Origin of the sequence: Streptomyces sp. NPDC093097, assembly GCF_044754325.1 — a bacterium.
GTDB lineage: Bacteria > Actinomycetota > Actinomycetes > Streptomycetales > Streptomycetaceae > Streptomyces.
Genome location: NZ_JBIVOW010000026.1, coordinates 107,879 through 124,618 on the forward strand (window position 1 = coordinate 107,879; position 16,740 = coordinate 124,618).

General features: G+C 74.7%; 15 protein-coding genes. 14 read left to right on the plus strand and 1 reads right to left on the minus strand.

The features are described from left to right. Positions 1 to 929: 929 nt before the first annotated feature. From ACIQE0_RS33295 to ACIQE0_RS33360, 14 genes are all read left to right on the plus strand, one after another. Positions 930 to 1,448 (plus strand): DUF2617 family protein, encoded by a 519-nt coding sequence (locus ACIQE0_RS33295; protein WP_366334868.1) that lies wholly within the window; start codon positions 930 to 932, stop codon positions 1,446 to 1,448. 112 nt (positions 1,449 to 1,560) lie between these two features. Next, positions 1,561 to 3,303: a polyamine aminopropyltransferase gene (locus ACIQE0_RS33300; RefSeq protein WP_402338959.1), complete on the plus strand. Its 1,743-nt coding sequence runs from the start codon at positions 1,561 to 1,563 to the stop codon at positions 3,301 to 3,303. Between the two features lie 60 nt (positions 3,304 to 3,363). Then, positions 3,364 to 4,290 carry a carbon monoxide dehydrogenase subunit G gene (locus ACIQE0_RS33305; protein ID WP_402338961.1) on the plus strand — a complete coding sequence of 309 codons (927 nt, stop codon included), beginning with the start codon at positions 3,364 to 3,366 and terminating at the stop codon, positions 4,288 to 4,290. Positions 4,291 to 4,406: 116 nt separating this feature from the next. Continuing rightward, positions 4,407 to 5,246, plus strand: coding sequence for an aldose 1-epimerase (locus ACIQE0_RS33310; protein WP_366334862.1), 840 nt, complete (start codon positions 4,407 to 4,409; stop codon positions 5,244 to 5,246). Between the two features lie 43 nt (positions 5,247 to 5,289). Beyond that, positions 5,290 to 5,832 carry an orotate phosphoribosyltransferase gene (gene pyrE / locus ACIQE0_RS33315; protein ID WP_366334860.1) on the plus strand — a complete coding sequence of 181 codons (543 nt, stop codon included), beginning with the start codon at positions 5,290 to 5,292 and terminating at the stop codon, positions 5,830 to 5,832. A 250-nt stretch (positions 5,833 to 6,082) separates the two neighbouring features. Then, entirely contained in the window at positions 6,083 to 7,105 is a 1,023-nt protein-coding gene (gene fbaA, locus ACIQE0_RS33320) for a class II fructose-bisphosphate aldolase (RefSeq protein WP_366334858.1), read from the plus strand. Between the two features lie 109 nt (positions 7,106 to 7,214). Next, positions 7,215 to 8,756, plus strand: coding sequence for an MFS transporter (locus tag ACIQE0_RS33325; protein WP_402338964.1), 1,542 nt, complete (start codon positions 7,215 to 7,217; stop codon positions 8,754 to 8,756). Between the two features lie 294 nt (positions 8,757 to 9,050). Then, positions 9,051 to 9,464: a DUF3151 domain-containing protein gene (locus tag ACIQE0_RS33330; protein ID WP_366334840.1), complete on the plus strand. Its 414-nt coding sequence runs from the start codon at positions 9,051 to 9,053 to the stop codon at positions 9,462 to 9,464. Between the two features lie 199 nt (positions 9,465 to 9,663). After that, positions 9,664 to 10,554, plus strand: coding sequence for a tryptophan 2,3-dioxygenase family protein (locus ACIQE0_RS33335; protein WP_402338966.1), 891 nt, complete (start codon positions 9,664 to 9,666; stop codon positions 10,552 to 10,554). After that, the gene (gene kynU, locus ACIQE0_RS33340) at positions 10,547 to 11,938 is read left to right on the plus strand and encodes a kynureninase (protein ID WP_366334836.1); all 1,392 of its coding nucleotides are present in this window, start codon (positions 10,547 to 10,549) and stop codon (positions 11,936 to 11,938) included. Before ACIQE0_RS33335 ends, kynU begins: the two co-directional genes overlap by 8 nt. Next, the gene (locus ACIQE0_RS33345; protein ID WP_402338968.1) at positions 11,935 to 12,744 is read left to right on the plus strand and encodes an alpha/beta hydrolase family protein; all 810 of its coding nucleotides are present in this window, start codon (positions 11,935 to 11,937) and stop codon (positions 12,742 to 12,744) included. The genes kynU and ACIQE0_RS33345 overlap by 4 nt, the downstream gene beginning before the upstream one ends. Before the next feature lie 75 nt (positions 12,745 to 12,819). After that, on the plus strand, positions 12,820 to 14,172 hold the full coding sequence (locus ACIQE0_RS33350; RefSeq protein WP_402338970.1) for a sensor histidine kinase: 1,353 nt from the start codon (positions 12,820 to 12,822) through the stop codon (positions 14,170 to 14,172). Then, positions 14,169 to 14,825 carry a response regulator transcription factor gene (locus tag ACIQE0_RS33355; RefSeq protein WP_366334830.1) on the plus strand — a complete coding sequence of 219 codons (657 nt, stop codon included), beginning with the start codon at positions 14,169 to 14,171 and terminating at the stop codon, positions 14,823 to 14,825. The genes ACIQE0_RS33350 and ACIQE0_RS33355 overlap by 4 nt, the downstream gene beginning before the upstream one ends. A 210-nt stretch (positions 14,826 to 15,035) precedes the next feature. After that, the gene (locus ACIQE0_RS33360; RefSeq protein ID WP_402338973.1) at positions 15,036 to 15,608 is read left to right on the plus strand and encodes a GbsR/MarR family transcriptional regulator; all 573 of its coding nucleotides are present in this window, start codon (positions 15,036 to 15,038) and stop codon (positions 15,606 to 15,608) included. Between the two features lie 43 nt (positions 15,609 to 15,651). Here ACIQE0_RS33360 and ACIQE0_RS33365 read toward each other — a convergent pair whose 3' ends face one another. Further along, complete coding sequence (locus ACIQE0_RS33365) at positions 15,652 to 16,704, minus strand: hypothetical protein (protein ID WP_402338975.1); 1,053 nt, start codon at positions 16,702 to 16,704, stop codon at positions 15,652 to 15,654. Positions 16,705 to 16,740: the final 36 nt, after the last annotated feature.

Genomic DNA, 16,740 nt, shown 5'->3' on the forward strand with positions numbered 1-16,740 from the left:
CTGTGCTTTGCGCCGCCGGGGTCCGGGCATCAGCCCCCTGACCAAGGGGGACGACGGCCGCCCGGACCGGCGGCCGGCGGCGCGGACGGTGCCGCGGCGGCGCGGGAGCGCCGGCGGAGCGATGCCTCGCTTCGGGGGAACGGAAGGGGTGTGAGGCAGGGATGACGGGATTCGTGGTGTTCGCCGCGATCGTGGTGGTCGTGCTGGTGGTGGTGGCCCTGGCCGCGCGGGGTGGCTCCCGTAGGAAGCGCCGTGCGTCCGGCGGGTACCGGGGAGCAGGCGGCGGTGCGGCCGGTGGCGGGGGCAGTTGGTGGGTGGCCGGCGGCGACTCCGGCTCCGGTACGAGCGACGGCGGGCACCACCACACCCACCACTCCTCGTGCGGCGGGGGCGGTGGCCATCACGGCGGGCACTCCTGCGGCGGGGGTTCCTCCTGCGGCGGTGGGAGCAGCTGCGGAGGCGGGGGAGGCTGTGGCGGCGGCTCCTGAACGCGACGCCAGGGGCCGCTGAGGTACTTGCCTCGACGCCCGCACGCATGTGCCCATGGCAGCGGACGCATCCGTCCGCGGCCGTGGGCACGTCCTTTTCCCTGGCCGGTCCGGCCGCCGCGCCGCGCCCCGCGCCGGCGCCCGTGCGGCCGGCTCACGCGGTGCTGCGCCGGTGCCCGGAGCGTGGCGAGAAATGGCCCGAAGTCCTTTGTGTGATGGGGTGTTGAACAGGTGAACTGCATGGCCCCCTAGCGATGGAAACCAGGGCGAAGATGGGTAAAAACGCTGTGGGCGCGCCTGCATCCGTGATTCCCTCTCCCTTGAGAATCCCCCAGTTCTCGGACCCCGCGTGGGCACGAGCCGGCAGGCAGTCACTCATCCCTGATCCCCTTCTTGGGCGGGCCGGCCCACCATTCCCCTGCGTGCTTGCGGAGCCGACCCATGCTCACGACCCTCAAAACGGCTTACACCGATACCCGGGCATCCGACCTGGCCTGGGCGCTGGGCAGGGAGCCCCTGCCGGCGCTGGCCGTACTGGACCTCCAACTCGAAGACGCCCAGGTGCAGTTGAGGCTGCTCGGGGCCTCTCACCAGGTGCTGCTCGAAGAGGAGCACGGCACGTGTTCCGAGACCGTCGCCTGTATGCCGGGCAGCAGCACGCCGCTGCCGCTCGGCGTGGCCAAGCGGCTGGGTGACTGGGAGTACGAGTTCGCGGCGCATGTCGAGACGCTCTCGCGCGGCTCGTTCGCCGGCCGGGCGCAGGAGTTGCTGGCGCTGGTCGCCGAGCATCCCTACGGCCTCGCCGGCACCTTCCCCGGCTCGCCGCACGCCTTCACCGCGATGCTGGCGCAGCGCCGGCACGGCCAGGTGCGCTGGCGCACCTGGCATGCGTATCCGCAGGAGGGGCGGCTGGTGGCGACCCGCACCCGGGTCGGGGTGCGGACGGTGATCGCGGCCTAGCGCCGGCCATGGCGCCTCGCTTCTGTGCGTGCTTCAACTGGTGTGCGCAGCACGCAGACTGCACTCCTGTGGGTGACGTAGTGCCACCAAATCGTCACGTAGCGTTCATGTCATGATCGACCCGTCAGAGCCCCTCGTCGTCGGCACGCTCAGACCGCCGGAGGTCCTGCGGCCGGCGTGCCTGCCGGTGCCGTCCGGGCTCGGCCGGCTGCTGGTGCTCGCCGTGGTCTTCGTCTGCGCGGCCTGCGGCCTGGTCTACGAGCTCGAACTGGTCGCCCTGGCAAGCTATTTGATCGGCGACTCGGTCACCCAGGCGTCGGTCGTGCTCTCCTTCATGGTGTTCGCGATGGGCGTCGGGGCGCTGCTGGCCAAGCGGTTGCGCTGCCGGGCCGCGGTCGGCTTCGGTGCGATCGAAACGGTGCTGGCGCTGGTCGGCGGCGGCTCCGCGATGGCGCTCTACGCCTGCTTCGTCTGGCTGGACCAGTCCCGCACCGCGCTGGTCGGCTTCTCGCTCGCCATCGGCGTGCTGATCGGGGCCGAGATACCGCTGCTGATGACGCTGATCCAGCGCGTGCGCCGGCAGGACGCCGGCGGTGCGGTGGCCGACCTGTTCGCCGCCGACTACGTCGGCGCGCTGGTCGGCGGGCTGGCCTTCCCCTTCCTCCTGCTGCCCGGACTGGGGCAGTTGACGGGCGCGCTGGTCACCGGCGCGGTCAACCTCCTCGCCGGCGCGGTGCTGGTGCTGTGGCTCTTCGGCCGCGATCTGACGCCCCGCGCGCGCTGGGCGCTGCTCGCCGCCAACGTGCTGGCGCTCGCCCTGCTGGGCGCGGGGATGGCGCTGGCCGGCTCGTTCGAACAGGCCGCGCGCCGGGCGGTGTACGGGGCGGCGGCCCGGGTGGCCGAGCAGACCGGCGTCCAGGAGGTGGTGCTGACCGGCGGCACGGACGCCGCGGACGACGGCGGAACCGGCTCGGGCCGCGGGAGGAAAGGTTCCGGCAGACCGCTGGAGCTCTACCTCGACGGGCGGCTGAAGGTCAGCTCGGACAACGAACGCGACTACCACCAGGCGCTGGTGGGCCCGGCGATGGCCGGCGGCCGGCACGGCCGGGCACTGGTCCTCGGCGGCGGCGACGGGCTGGCCCTGCGCGAGCTGCTGCGCTACCGCACGCTCCGGTCGGTGACGGTCGTCGAGCTCGACCCGGAGGTGGTGCGGCTGGCGCGCACCGACCCGGGGCTGTCCGCGCTCAACCGGCACGCGTTCGACGATCCCCGGGTGCGGGTGGTCACCGCCGACGCCTTCAACTGGCTGCGGTGGCAGGCCGGTTCGCGCGGCGGCCGGCCGGAGCGGTACGACGTGGTCGTCTCCGACCTCCCCGACCCCGGCATCACCGCCAGCACCAAGCTCTACTCCCAGGAGTTCTACGGCCTGGCGCTGCGGACGCTCGCCCCCGACGGGCGGCTGGTGGTGCACGCCGGACCGCCGCTCGCCCGGCCGCGGGCGTACTGGACGGTGGAGGCGACGCTGCGCTCGGTGGGCCTGAAGACCCTGCCCTACCGGATCCCCGGCCGGCCGCCGGAGTTCTCGGGCGGCGCGGACCGCCCCCTCGCCCCGGTCCTCCCGCCGGCCCGGCCCGGTGCGGGCGACCGGGCGGCGGCCGTCGCGCCGCCGGACGGGCGGCGGTACTGGGGATTCGTCCTGGCCGCCCGCCGGCCGCCCCGGCTCGCGGCGGCCCCGGACGCCCCGGCCACCGCGGTCCCGCCGCAGACTCTGCGGGCCGACGCGCAGCAGGCGGCCCGGGAGCGGATCCCCGGGCTGCCGCCGTCGACGCTGATGCGCCCGCGGTACGCGGAGTGAGCGGCGCGGTCCCGGCCTGGGGCTCCCCTCGTGCGGGCGGAGGAATTAGGCTCCCATGCCATGGAGCATGAGGTGTACGTTCCGTTCCCCGTCCGGACCGTGCGGCAGGCGCTCACCGAACCGGAGCGGGTGGCGCGCTGTGTCCCAGGCGTCCAGCTCGACGCCGACGCCGCCCCGCACCGCCCCGAGGGCCGGCTGCGGCTGCGGATCGCAGGCTCCACCATCACCTACCGCGGCACGCTGACCGTCGACGGCGGCCCGGAGCCCGCCGCGGAAGCGGCGTCGGGGGACGGCTCCCGCGGGGCCGACGACGCGGCCGCCCCGGTGACCGTCGAGGTGTCCGGCACCGAGACCCGCGGCGACGGTTCCGTGGCGCTGTCGCTGACCGTGCGGCCGGCCCCGGCCACCGAGCCCGGCCCCGGGACGACGCTGCGGTGCGCCGGCACGGTCCGCTGCGAGGGCCGGCTGGCCGCCGCCGACGGCCAGGCCGCGAGGACCGCCGGGCGCCGGCTGCTGGACCGCTTCGCGGAGAACCTCGCGGCGGATCTGGCGGAGCGGCCGGTCGCGGAGGCGCCCGAGGCCCCCGGTCCGGTGCCGCAGAGCATCTTCGACGCCGAGGTGCCGCCCCCGTCGCTCGATCCGCTCAGCGATGCCGAGGACGACGTCGACGTGGTGGCCGATCCCGACGAGCCCCTTGCCGAGGCGGCGGAGGACCTCGCCGCCGACGACGAGGACGGGCCCGGCGCCCCCGGCGGCCCGGAAGAAGAGGACGAGGCGGCGCCCGCCGAGGCCGCGCACGCCCGCCGGACGATGATCGGCCGCAGTGCGGAGGAGGTCGACCACGCCCCGCCGCGCGGCCGGTACGCACCGGTGCCCGCGCCGGAGGCCGGCGGGAGCTCGGTACCGCTGCGCTGGGCGGCGCCGGCCGCCGCGGTGGTGCTGGCGTCGGCGGTGGTGGTCGGACGGGTGCTGCGCCGCCGCCGGTGACCCGTCGGCCCGCCGGGCCGGACGCCGGCACCGGTGGGGCGGGCCGCCGGTGGCGGGCGGTGCCACGCCTGCCCGGGTCCCCGCCCGTGAGTGGGCACCCCGCTAGGGTCGCTTCCGTGAGCACCGAGAACACCACGCAGAGCGCTGCCCGGGGCGCGGACGGCGTACTGCTGTCCGCCGGCGAGGCCGAACTGACCGTTCACCCCGACAACGGCTGCCGCATCGGCAGCCTCCGCATCGGCGGCACGGAGCTGCTGCGGCAGGGCGACAAGTACGGCTGCTTCCCGATGGTCCCGTGGTGCGGCCGGATCGACCACGGCCGGTTCCGCAACGGCGGCGAGCTGCACCAGATGCCGGTCAACTCCCCGCCGCACGCCATCCACGGCACCGGCCGCGACCTCCGCTGGCGCACCGCGCGCGTCGACGACACCGGGGCCGCCTTCACCTACGACCTGGCCGATCCCGCGGCCCCCTGGCCGTATCCGGGGACCGTCACCCAGGTCGTCGAGCTGGCCGAGGACGGCGGTTCGCTCACGCTCACCATGGGCGTCGAGGCGACCGGCGACTCCTTCCCGGCGCAGGCCGGCTGGCACCCGTGGTTCCTGCGGAACCTCGGCAAGGGCGAGGACGTCCGTCTCGACTTCGCCCCCGAGTGGCAGGAGGAGCGGGGGCCGGACCACCTCCCGGCCGGCCGCCGGATCACGCCGAAGCCGGGGCCCTGGGACGACTGCTTCGGGATGCCGCGCGGCGTCGAGGTCACGCTCACCTGGCCGGGACAGCTGGAGCTGACGGTGTCCAGCCGCGCCGCATGGGTCGTGGTCTACGACGAGCAGGAGGCGGCGGTCTGCGTGGAGCCGCAGTCCGGCCCGCCGAACGGCCTGAACACCACCCCGCGCCTGGTCACCCCGATCGACCCGCTGGAGGTCTCGACGACCTGGAGCTGGCGCGCCCTGTAGCCGGCGGACGGAGTGGCCAGGGCGCTGTCCTAAGCTCGTGCGCATGACTGACGACGTGCGCGGCGAGCTGCTGCAGCAGATCAAGGACAAGGCCGTGGTGCACGGCAAGGTGACGCTCTCCTCCGGCAAGGAAGCCGACTACTACATCGACCTGCGCCGGATCACCCTCGACAGCCAGGCGGCGCCGCTGGTCGGTCGGCTGATGCTCGACCTGACCGCCGAGCTCGACTTCGACGCGGTCGGCGGGCTGACGCTCGGCGCCGACCCGGTGGCGACGTCGATGCTGCACGCCGCCGCCGCGCGCGGCCGCCGGCTGGACGCCTTCGTCGTCCGCAAGGCGCAGAAGGCCCACGGCATGCAGCGCCGCATCGAGGGCCCGGACATCAAGGGCCGCCGGGTCCTGGTCGTCGAGGACACCTCCACCACCGGCGGTTCGCCGCTGACCGCCGTCGAGGCGGCGCGGGAGGCCGGCGCCGAGGTGGTTGCGGTTGCGACGATCGTCGACCGGGGTGCGGCTTCGGCCATCGCCGACGCCGGGGTCCCCTACCTCACCGGCTACCAGCTCGACGACCTCGACCTGAGCTGACGACCCGAGCGGGCCGCTCTCGTTGATCTGCGGCTTCGCCGAAAGCCCGGTGTTCCACGGGGAATTGCGGACAGGGTCTCCCGTGGAACACCGGGTGCGGTTTCCCGTGAAACACCGCAGATCTCGCCGAAGGCCACCGTACGGGCGATGTGGAGCAATCCAGTGAGTCTGGGAAGATGTGCCACGGCGAAGTCGTCGCCCCCTGGTCAGGGCCAAGAACGCACACCCCGCACATACAAGGAGCGGACAGATGCCCATCGCAACCCCTGAGGTCTACAACGAGATGCTGGACCGGGCGAAGGCAGGCAAGTTCGCCTACCCGGCCATCAACGTGACGTCCTCGCAGACGCTGCACGCGGCGCTGCGCGGTTTCGCCGAGGCCGAGAGCGACGGCATCATCCAGATCTCCACCGGTGGTGCGGAGTTCCTGGGCGGTCAGTACAGCAAGGACATGGTCACCGGTGCGGTGGCGCTCGCCGAGTTCGCGCACGTGGTCGCCGAGAAGTACGGCGTCAACATCGCGCTGCACACCGACCACTGCCCCAAGGACAAGCTCGACGGCTACGTCCGCCCGCTGATCGCGATCTCCGAGGAGCGCGTCAAGGCCGGCCGCAACCCGCTGTTCCAGTCGCACATGTGGGACGGCTCCGCCGAGACCCTCGCCGACAACCTCGCCATCGCGCAGGAGCTGCTGCCCCGCGCCGCCGCTGCCAAGATCATCCTTGAGGTCGAGATCACCCCGACCGGCGGCGAGGAGGACGGCGTCACCCACGAGATCAACGACGAGCTCTACACCACGGTCGAGGACGCGCTGCGCACCGCCGAGGCGCTGGGCCTGGGCGAGAAGGGCCGCTACCTGCTCGCCGCCTCCTTCGGCAACGTCCACGGCGTCTACAAGCCGGGCAACGTCGTGCTCCGCCCCGAGCTGCTGAAGGACCTCCAGCAGGGCGTCGGCGCCAAGTACGGCAAGAGCGCGCCGTTCGACTTCGTCTTCCACGGCGGCTCCGGCTCCACCGCGGAGGAGATCGCCACCGCGCTGGAGAACGGCGTGGTCAAGATGAACCTCGACACCGACACCCAGTACGCCTTCACCCGCCCCGTCGCGGACCACATGTTCCGCAACTACGACGGTGTGCTGAAGGTCGACGGCGAGGTCGGCAACAAGAAGACCTACGACCCGCGCACCTGGGGCAAGGCGGCCGAGGCCGGTATGGCCAAGCGCGTCACCAAGGCGTGCGCCGACCTGCGCTCCACGGGCACCAGGCTCAAGTAGGCGCCGGCCGCCCCGCGGCTTCTCGAAGGGCCCCGCAACCGCACCGGTTGCGGGGCCCTTCCGCAGCAAAGGACGGGCGGAGCGCAGCGGATCGGGGCATGCTCACCGTATGGATGAGCCGGCGAGGAGCGAGCCGCGCAGCACGCCGGGGCAGATCCGGCTGACCTCGCCGCAGGGCCGCTGGGTGCTGACCACGACCGTCCTCGGCTCGGGCATGGCGATGCTCGACAGCACGGTCGTCAATGTCGCGCTGCCGAGGATCGGCGCGGATCTCGACGCGGACCTGGCGGTCCTCCAGTGGACCGTCACCGCCTACATGCTCACCCTCTCCGCCCTGATCCTGCTGGGCGGTTCGCTCGGCGACCGGTACGGCCGGCGCCGGATCTTCGTCATCGGCGTCGTCTGGTTCGCGGCGGCCTCGCTGCTGTGCGGGCTCGCGCCGAACGCCGGGGTGCTGGTCGGGGCCCGCGCGCTCCAGGGCGTCGGCGGGGCCCTGCTCACCCCCGGTTCGCTCGCCCTGATCCAGGCGGTGTTCCATCCCGACGACCGGGCCCGGGCGGTCGGTGCCTGGTCCGGGCTGGGCGGGGTGGCCGCGGCGGTCGGTCCGTTCGTGGGCGGCTGGCTGGTGGACGGCGCCGGGTGGCGCTGGGTGTTCTTCCTGAACGTGCCGCTGGCGGCGGTCTGTGTGCCGATCGCGCTGCGGCACGTCCCCGAGACCCGGGAGCGGGGCGCGGCCAGGGCGCACGGCTTCGACGTGCTGGGCGCGGTCCTGGGCGCGCTGGCCCTGGCGGGCGTCGCCTACGCGCTGATCGAGGCACCCGGCCGGGGCGTGGCCCCCGGTGTGCTGGTGCCCGCGCTGGCCGGGCTGCTGCTCGGCGCGGTCTTCATCGGCGTCGAACGGCGGCGGCCCGATCCGATGCTGCCCCCGCAGATCTTCACGATCCGCCAGTTCACCGCCGTCAACGCGGTGACGGTGTGCGTCTACGCCGCGTTCGGCGGTTTCTTCTTCCTCTCCGTGCTCCAGCTCCAGGTCGTCGCGGGCTACTCGGCCCTCCAGGCCGGCACCGCGCTGCTGCCCACCACCGTGCTGATGCTGCTGCTGTCGGCCCGCTCCGGTGAGCTGGGGCAGCGGATCGGGCCGCGGATCCCGCTCACCGTCGGCCCGGTGCTCTGCGCGGTCGGCATGCTGCTGATGACCCGCGTCGGACCGGGCGCCTCCTACGTCACCGATGTGCTGCCGGCGCTGGTGGTGCTGGGCGTCGGGATGGTCACGCTGGTCGCCCCGCTGACCGCCACCGTGCTGGCGTCGGTGGACGTCGACCGGGCGGGCCTGGCCAGCGGCATCAACAACGCGGCGGCCCGGGCCGCCGGACTGGTGGCGGTCGCCGCCCTGCCCCTGCTGGCCGGGATGGGCCCGGAGGCCTACCGCTCGGCCCCCGCCTTCGCCGCCGCCTTCCGCCGCGCCATGCCGCTGTGCGCGCTGGTGCTGCTGATCGGCGCGCTGATCGCCTGGCTGACCGTCCGCCGCGACGTCCTCCAGCCGGCGACCGAGGAGCCCTGCCAGGCCGAGTGCACCTACCACTGCGGCGTGGCCGCCCCACCCCTGGACCCCGGCGAACAAGGCCCCCCGGAACGCACCACCCCACCCTGACCGGCCGCCAACCCACGCACCCGACCTCCCACCCACCGCAATCTCACCCACCGACGGGAGGTGCCGGGGTTGTGGGGCAGGGGTGTGCCGGACGTAAAGCGCGGCAGTACGGCACACCCCTGCCCCACAACCCCGGCACCGCGGCCGCCGAGCCCCGCGCAGCGGCCCCGCGCCGCAGGCGCACAGCAGCCCCCACGGCGGGAAGCGCCCCCCCGCAGCCGCGAGAAACGCCCACGGCGGGAAAGCCGACAACGTGGGGGCAAGCCCCGCGCAGCGACCGGGCAGACTGGGACCATGCCGATTCACGAGAACCTGCTCGGGGGACCGCCCCCGACCCGCCTGCCCGACGACCCGGAGCCCCGCGCGCTGCTCGCCTCGGGCGTCGCACCCGCCGACGTCGCCGCGAAGCACCCGGCCTCCTCCCTGGTCTGGGCCCAGCTCGCCGACGACGCCTTCCAGGCCGGCCGGGTCGTCGAGTCCTACGCCTACGCCCGCACCGGCTACCACCGCGGCCTGGACGCGCTGCGCCGGGCCGGCTGGAAGGGCCACGGCCCGGTGCCGTTCGAGCACGAGCCCAACCGCGGCTTCCTCCGCGCGCTGCACGCCCTCGCCCGCGCCGCCCAGGCGATCGGCGAGCAGGAGGAGTACGAGCGCTGCGCCACCTTCCTCCGCGACTCCTCGCCGACCGCGGCCGACACGCTCTCCTGAGCTGCCGCGGCTGCCCGTCCCGGCCCCCGGGGCGGGCAGCCGCGCCGGTCATGTGAGCGTCGCCGGCCCTTGCGCGGCGCTGGTGCAGCACCGATGATTTCAGTGGGCCGGGACGTCCCGGCCCGAGGGGACCGGGGCTCCAGAGCCGACGAGGAAGGAGCGGACCGCTACCCGGTAGTTCGCACCTGAGGAGTCCCTCATGTCGCAGCCGTCTCCCACCCACTCCGCGTACGGCGCCCCGGCGCCGGATCCCGCGGTCACCGAGGCGGAGCCGCCGTTCGGTCCCGATATGAGCATCGGCGCCCGCGCCAGCACCCCCTACGAGGACTACGTCCGCGCGAGCGTCCTCACCCACCTCCAGCAGCTCCAGTCCGACGATCCGGGCGAGATGGTCTTCCTGGTCACCACCCAGGTGATGGAGCTGTGGTTCACCGTCATCGTCCACGAGTGGCAGACCGCGGCGGAGGCGCTGCGCCGGGACGACCTGCCGGCGGCGACGGAGGCGCTGCGGCGTTCCACCTGGGAGCTGGAGGCGCTGAACGCGGCCTGGAAGCCGCTGGCCCGGCTGACGCCGGCGCAGTTCAACGCCTACCGCGGCGCGCTCGGCGAGGGCAGCGGGTTCCAGTCCGCGATGTACCGGCGGCTGGAGTTCCTGCTCGGTGAGAAGTCCGCGTCGATGCTGGTGCCGCACCGCGGTTCCCCGGAGGACTACGCCGCGCTGGAGAAGGCGCTGCACGAACCGAGCCTGTACGACGAGGTGCTGCGGTTGCTGGCCCGCCGCGGCCACCCCGTCCCGGAGACCGTCCTGCGGCGCGACCCGGCCGAGCGCCACGAGCCGGACGGGGCCGTCGAGGAGGTCTGGGCGGAGATCCTCGCCGGACCGCAGGACGCCGAACTCCCGCGGCTGGCCGAGCTCTTGACCGACGTCGCGGAGCTGGTCTGGCGCTGGCGCAACGATCACCTGGTGGCGACCCGGCGCGCGATGGGAGCGAAAATGGGTACCGGTGGGTCCGCGGGAGTCGCGTGGCTGGAGAAGCGGGCCCGCAAGAACGTCTTCCCCGAGCTGTGGACGGCGCGAAGCCATGTCTGAGAGCCGCGAAACCCCGCAGAGTCCCGGCCCGTTGGGCGCCGGGGCGCGCACGCTGGCGGACCGCGCCGCGGAGCTGGACGCGGCCGGGCCGCTCACCACCACCCGCGACCGGTTCGTCCTCGACGACACCGTCTACCTCGACGGCAACTCGCTCGGCGCGCTGCCCCGGTCGGTGCCCGACCGGATCGCCGAGGTGATCCACCACGAGTGGGGCGAGCTGCGCATCCGCTCCTGGACCGAGGCCGGCTGGTGGACCGCGCCCGAGCGGATCGGCGACAAGATCGCCCCGCTCCTCGGCGCCGCCCCGGGCCAGGTGGTGGTCGGCGACTCCACCAGCGTCAACGTCTTCAAGGCGGTGACCGGCGGGATCCGGATGGCCGGCAAGGGCACCACGGAGATCCTGGTCGACGCCACGACCTTCCCCACCGACGGCTATGTCGCCCGCTCCGCGGCCCGGATGGCCGGCCTCGCGGTGCGGCCGGTCGAGCCCGCGCGGATCGCCGACGAGGTCACCGAGCGGACCGCGCTGGCGCTGGTCAACCACGTCGACTACCGCACCGGCGAGCTCAACGACATGGCCTCGATCACCGCCGCGCTGCACACCGCCGGCGCGCTGGCGGTCTGGGACCTGTGCCACAGCGCCGGTGCGCTGCCGGTCGAGCTGGACGCCTGCGGAGTCGACCTCGCGGTGGGCTGCACGTACAAGTACCTCAACGGCGGCCCGGGTTCGCCCGCCTACCTCTACCTCCGCGAGAGCCTCCAGGAGCGCTTCGAGTCGCCGCTGCCGGGCTGGAACTCGCACGCCGACCCGTTCGGGATGGCACCCCGCTTCACCCCGGCCGACGGGATCCTGCGCGGCCGCGTCGGCACCCCCGACATCCTCTCGATGCTGGCGCTGGAGGCGGCGCTGGAGGCGTGGGAGGGCGTCTCGATCCAGGAGGTGCGCGCCAAGAGCCTGGCGCTGACCGACTTCTTCCTGGAGTGCGTGGCGGCTTACGCGCCGCCCGGGCAGGTCCGCTCGGTCACCCCGCACGAGCACCGGCGGCGGGGCAGCCAGGTGTCGCTGGCCTGCACCCCCTCGTCCGCCGCGGCGGACGAGCAGCACGGCACGCCGGTCGCCGGCGCGGTGATGGCGGAGCTGATCCGGCGCGGGGTGGTCGGCGACTTCCGCCACCCGGACGTGCTGCGCTTCGGCTTCACCCCGCTCTACACCACCTTCGCGGACGCGGAGCGGGCGGCGTGGGTGCTCGGCGAGGTCCTGCGGGAACGGGCCGCGGCGGAGCCGGGCCCGGAAGCGGAGGCGGAGCCGGGTTCGGAGGCGGCCGGGCCGGAGCAGGAGGCCACCGGGTCCGACGGCGCGCCGTCGGGCGGCGGCGCCGGGTGAGCGCGGCGGACGAGGAGACGGCGCTGCTGGGGCTCGCCCCGGTGGCGCCGGACCGCACGGTGCCCTACGGCCCGCACCCGGACCAGGTCGTGGATCTGTACGGACGCCGGCCGGGGGCCGGGCCCCTGGTCGTCCTGCTGCACGGCGGGTTCTGGCGGGCCGCCTACGACCGGCGCCATCTCTCGCCGTGCGCGGCGGAGCTGGCCCGGCACGGGCTGCCGGTCGCGCTCGCCGAGTACCGCCGGGTCGGTGCGGGCGGCGGCGCGCCGCAGACGTTCCAGGACGTGCCGGCGGCCGTCGCGGCCGCGGCCGGGGCCGGGGCGGAGCCCGGGGGCCCGCCCCGGGAGGTCGTGCTCGTCGGGCACTCCGCGGGCGGCCACCTCGCGCTGCTCGCCGCCGCCCGCCCCGGCACGCCGGTCACCCGCGTCATCGCCGTGGCTCCGGTCGCGGACCTGGCGCGCGCCCACGAGCTGGGCCTGAGCGACGGCGCGGTCGCCGGGCTGCTCGGCCCCGGGCCCGGCTTCGCGGGCCGGCTGGCCGCCGCCGACCCGGTCCGCCATCCGCCCGCCGGCGTCCCCGTCACGCTGCTGCACGGCACCGCCGACCCCGACGTCCCCGTGGACCTCTCCCGCCGCTACGCGGCCGCCCATCCGGCCGCCACCGCGCTGCACGAGCTGCCCGGCACCGGCCACTACGCCGCGCTGACACCCGGCACCGACGCCTTCGGGGCGTTGCTCGCGCTGCTGCGCGGCGCCGGACCGGCCGCCGGGGGAAGCACCGGGTGCCGGCCCGGCCACCCCGCGTAGTACTTCAGACGGATACCGGCAGATCCGCTTCGGTGAGGACGCCCCGGTGGGGTGTCACTGCATACCGTAGGGGGCGTGAACGAGACGAACCAGACGCACGGCCCGCTGCGTTCGGAGGCGCGAATAGTCCACGGCGTGCTGCACACCCTGCGCCAGGACCTGTTCGTCGACGCCTTCGCCCTCCGCCCGCTGCCGCCCTTGGACGACGCCAAGTTCTCCCGGTGGGCGCCGTGGCTGCCCGGCCGGGCCCGCCGGTGGGCCCGCTGGCTCCCGCACAGCGTCGTCGCCTTCCTTGCGTTCATCGTCTTCCTGGAGTCCAGCGCCTCCGGCTACGGCGACAACGTGGTGCGGCAGGTGCTGGGCGTGGTCCTGGCGCTGCTGCTGGCGGTGCCGCTGGTGCTGGTGCTCTTCCGGCCGGTGGGCGCCTTCTGGCTGTCGCTGATGGCGTTCTTCGTGGAGGCGGTCGGCTTCCGCTTCTTCACGCCGTACCTCAGTGTCTGGGGCTCCGGCTTCGTCGTCCATCTCGCGGTGATGACGCTGGTGGTGCTGCGGACCCGGCCGCGGCTGGCCGTGGAGATGTGGGTGGTCACGTTCGGTCTGGGGGCGGTGCTGTCGGTGCTCGTCGGGGGCGGTGCGCTGGGCGATATGCCGCCGGTGGCGTTCTTCACCGGGGTGGTGCTGGTCTCCGCCGCGGCGATCAGGGCCTGGCGGGAGGAGCGCCAGCAGGTCGTCGAGACCCGCAGCGTCACCGCCGAGGAGCGCTCCCGCCGCACGCTGCTGGAGGAGCGGGCGCTGATCGCCCGGGAGCTGCACGACGTGGTGGCGCACCATATGTCGGTGATCGCCATCCAGGCCGAGGCGGCGCCGTACCGGGTCGCCGACACGCCGCCCGAGCTCGCCAAGTCCTTCGCCACCATCCGGGAGAACGCCGTCGCCGCGCTGGCCGAACTCCGCCGCATCCTCGGCGTGGTCCGCTCCGAGGACCCCGACGCCTTCGCCGAACGCGACCCGGAGGCACCGCAGCCGACGCTGGCCAGCCTCGACGCGCTGCTGGAGAGCGTCCGCGGCGCGGGGCTGACCGTCGAGGCGACGGTCACCGGGGCGGTCCGGCCGCTGCCGCAGGGCGTGGAGCTGTCCGCGTACCGGATCGTGCAGGAGGCGCTGAGCAACGCCCTGCGGCACTCGCCGGGCGCGGAGGCGCGGGTGGAGGTCTCGTACGTCCTGGGAGGAATCGGATTGCGGATCGTCAACGGGGCCCCGAGCCGGCTGGCCAAGCCGTCGCCGGGCGCCGGCCACGGTCTGCTCGGCATGCGGGAGCGGGTGCAGATGCTCGGTGGCGAGATGACGGCCGACGCGACGGAGGACGGCGGCTTCGAGGTGGCCGCCTTCCTGCCGGCGGCGCTCACGAAGGGCGGGGGCGCGGCATGATTCGGGTACTGATCGTCGACGACCAGGTGATGGTCCGCGAGGGCTTCTCCGTGCTGCTCAACGCCATGCCGGACATCGAGGTCGTCGGCGAGGCCGTGGACGGCCGGCAGGCGGTGCAGAAGGTCGCGCTCCTGAAGCCGGACGTGGTCCTGATGGACATCCGGATGCCGGAGATGAACGGCCTGGAGGCGACCCGCGAGATCGTCGCCGCCGACGCGGACGCCAAGGTGCTGGTGCTGACCACCTTCGACCTGGACGAGTACGTCTACCAGGCGCTGCGGGCCGGAGCCAGCGGCTTCCTGCTCAAGGACGCCTCGGCCGGCCAGCTCGCCGAGGGCGTCCGGATCGTCGCCTCCGGTGAGGCGCTGCTCGCCCCGACCGTCACCAAGCGCCTGATCAGCGAGTTCTCCCGACTGGGGTCGCCGCGCGCCCCGGCCCAGGAGCGCATCGGGGATCTGACGGAGCGGGAGACGGAGGTCCTTGTGCTGGTGGCCCAGGGCCTGTCCAACGGCGAGATCGCCGCGCATCTCGTCGTCGCCGAATCGACGGTGAAGACGCACGTCAGCCGGATCCTGGTGAAGCTGGGGCTGCGCGACCGCACCCAGGCCGCGGTCTTCGCCTATGAAGCGCGGCTGGTGACCCCGGGCGGCTGACGGCGCCGCCCACCCGGCCGTCCACAGCCTGTGGACGGCCGGGTGCCCCCACGGGAGTGCGCCGACTGCGCTCCCTGCCCGACGATGCGCGGCCGCGTTCGAGATCGCCTGCGTCATGCCCCCGAAGATACTCTGACTTCACAAAATTGTGAAGCTAAAAAACCGTATAAAGTCGGGTGGGAGGCTCTGGTCAGGGGAGAGGATGCGGACATGAGCGAGCAGCGGCAGCGGGAAGCGGGCCGGGCGGCCGCCCGCGACGACGCGGCGGTCCTGACTTTCGTCGAGCGGTTCGCGGCGCAGATGGTCGACACCGGGATGCAGCGGATGCCGGCCCGGGTCTTCGCCTGCCTGCTGGCCTCCGACTCCGGCATCCTGACCTCCGCCGAGCTGGGCGAGCGGCTCCAGGTCAGCCCGGCGGCCGTCTCCGGCGCGATCCGCTCCCTCTCCCAGGTGGGCATGGTCGGCCGCGAGCGCGAGCCCGGCTCCCGCCGCGACCGCTACCGCGTCCACAGCGACCAGTGGTACGAGGCCCTGACCCGCCGGGACAGCATGCTCACCCGCTGGGAGAGCACCCTGCGCGAGGGCGTCGACAGCCTCGGTCCGGACAGCGCCGCCGGCCGCCGGATCGGCGAGACGCTGGCCTTCACGGAGTTCATGCAGCACGAGCTCGCCGGCATGCTGGAGCGCTGGCGCGGCCACCTCGAAGGGCTCCGCGCGGATCAGGAGGGCGGGCCGGCGGCCTCCGAGGCCGCGCAGGGCGGCGGCCCGGCCGCGCGGCGCTGAGCCCGCCCGGCGCACCGCCCGGCGGGCCCGGCCCCTGCGGCCCTCAGCGCTGCCGCGGCAACTGGAGCCGCCAGGCCCCTTGCTGCACCGTCCAGGTCCGCGTCCGTACGGGCCCGCCGACGAGCGTGTCCGCCCGGTAGTGGAAGTCCGCCCCGGACACCGTCACCGCCCGCGCCCGTACCCGCACCGGCCGCTCCCCGCCCGGCCAGTGCACGATCACCTCGGCCAGCCCGCCCGGCCGCTCCGCGCCCCCGCCGTCCCCGGCGCCCGGCACCACCGACACCCCGCGCACCGGCTGGTCCAGATCGGCCAGCAGCGCCCCGTCGGCCTCGATCCGCAGCCGCAGCCGCTGCGTGGGCACCCGCCCGCGCCGGCCGCCGCCGGCCTCGGCGGCACCCGGCCGGCCGGCGCCCCAGCGCCCGGCAGCGGGCGCGGTGAGCAGCGACAGCGCCGTACGGGCGGTGCGGGCGGCCGGTGCCCACCAGGGGCGGTGCCGGCCCGCCAGGTCCGTCGGGCCGGCCCCCTTCGCCGGCTCGGACGGCGCTCGCCCGGAGAGCCCGCCCTCCCCGGGAGGCACGGCCCGGTCCCGCGCCGCGGCCGGCCCCGGCGCCCCGTCGGCGGTGGGCTCACCGCGCTCCGGCGACACGCCGTAAGCCGCCCCGTATGCCGCCGGCGCCCCGTCCGCCTCGCCGCAGGGGATCCGCAGGCCGCCCAGCACGATGCCGTCGCTGTCGTCCGTGAGCAGGTCCATCGGCCGCTCGCCGCCGTTCAGGACGGCCCGCGCGGCGGCCACCGCGTCCGTGGGCAGGCCCAGCGTCCGGCTCAGCGCGACCGTCTCCGGCGGCCCCACCGGCACCATCGACAGCGGCACCCCGGCCAGCTCCCGCTCCTTGTGGAGCAGCGCCACGGCCCGGAGCAGCGCCCGGTCGTCGCCGATCACTACCGGACGGCGCCGGCCGCGCCGGGCCAGCGCCTGGGCGAACTCCGCCGGCCCCTCCGGGAGGCAGATCTTCGCCCCCGCGCCCGCGCACAGCACGTCCTTGGCGATCCGCACGGACTCGCCGTCCGTCCTGCGCGCGACCGGGTCGATGACCACAAGCAGGCAGCACCCCGGAACCGAGTCCGCGGGAGA